Annotated in this window: 1 protein-coding gene; it reads left to right on the top strand. The window is 59.0% G+C overall.

The genetic code is table 11. From position 1 onward, the window contains the following. A partial coding sequence (locus HJ536_RS20695; RefSeq protein ID WP_177159280.1) for a DDE-type integrase/transposase/recombinase occupies nucleotides 1-583 on the top strand: 583 nt, incomplete at both ends.

Below are 583 nucleotides of genomic sequence, written 5' to 3'. Positions count from 1 at the left end.
ACGTACGCTGGACAAGCTTGGCATCCCCAGAACGACCTTTTACCGTTGGTATCACCGATATCTGGCCGGTGGCCCCGAGGCGCTCGAGGATCGTAGCCCTAGGCCATCACGGGTCTGGAACCGTATTCCTCAGCCGGTGCGCGAGAGGATCAAGGACTTGGCCCTGAAGGAAAGCGATCTGTCGCCGCGCGAGTTGGCCGTGCGGTTCACCGACACGGAAAAGTACTTTGTGTCAGAGGCTTCGGTCTATCGCATCCTCAAGTCCTACGACCTGATCACCAGCCCGGCCTACGTGCTGGTGTCGGCCGCCGACAAGTTCCGGGACAAAACGACCCGGCCGAACCAGCTCTGGCAGACCGACTTCACCTATCTCAAGGTCATCGGCTGGGGTTGGTTCTATCTGTCGACAATCCTTGACGATTACAGTCGGTACATCATCGCATGGAAGCTCTGCACGACGATGAAGGCCGGCGACGTGACCGACACGCTGGACTTGGCTCTGCAGGCGTCAGGCTGCGATAGGGCAACAGTTCGGCATAAGCCACGGCTGCTATCGGACAACGGAGCCAGTTACATCTCTGGA

Origin of the sequence: Donghicola mangrovi, assembly GCF_013377535.1 — a bacterium.
Taxonomy (GTDB): Bacteria; Pseudomonadota; Alphaproteobacteria; order Rhodobacterales; family Rhodobacteraceae; genus Donghicola; species Donghicola mangrovi.
The sequence above is the reverse complement of the archived record's forward strand: the minus strand, read 5'-3'. Positions and strand labels throughout refer to the sequence as shown.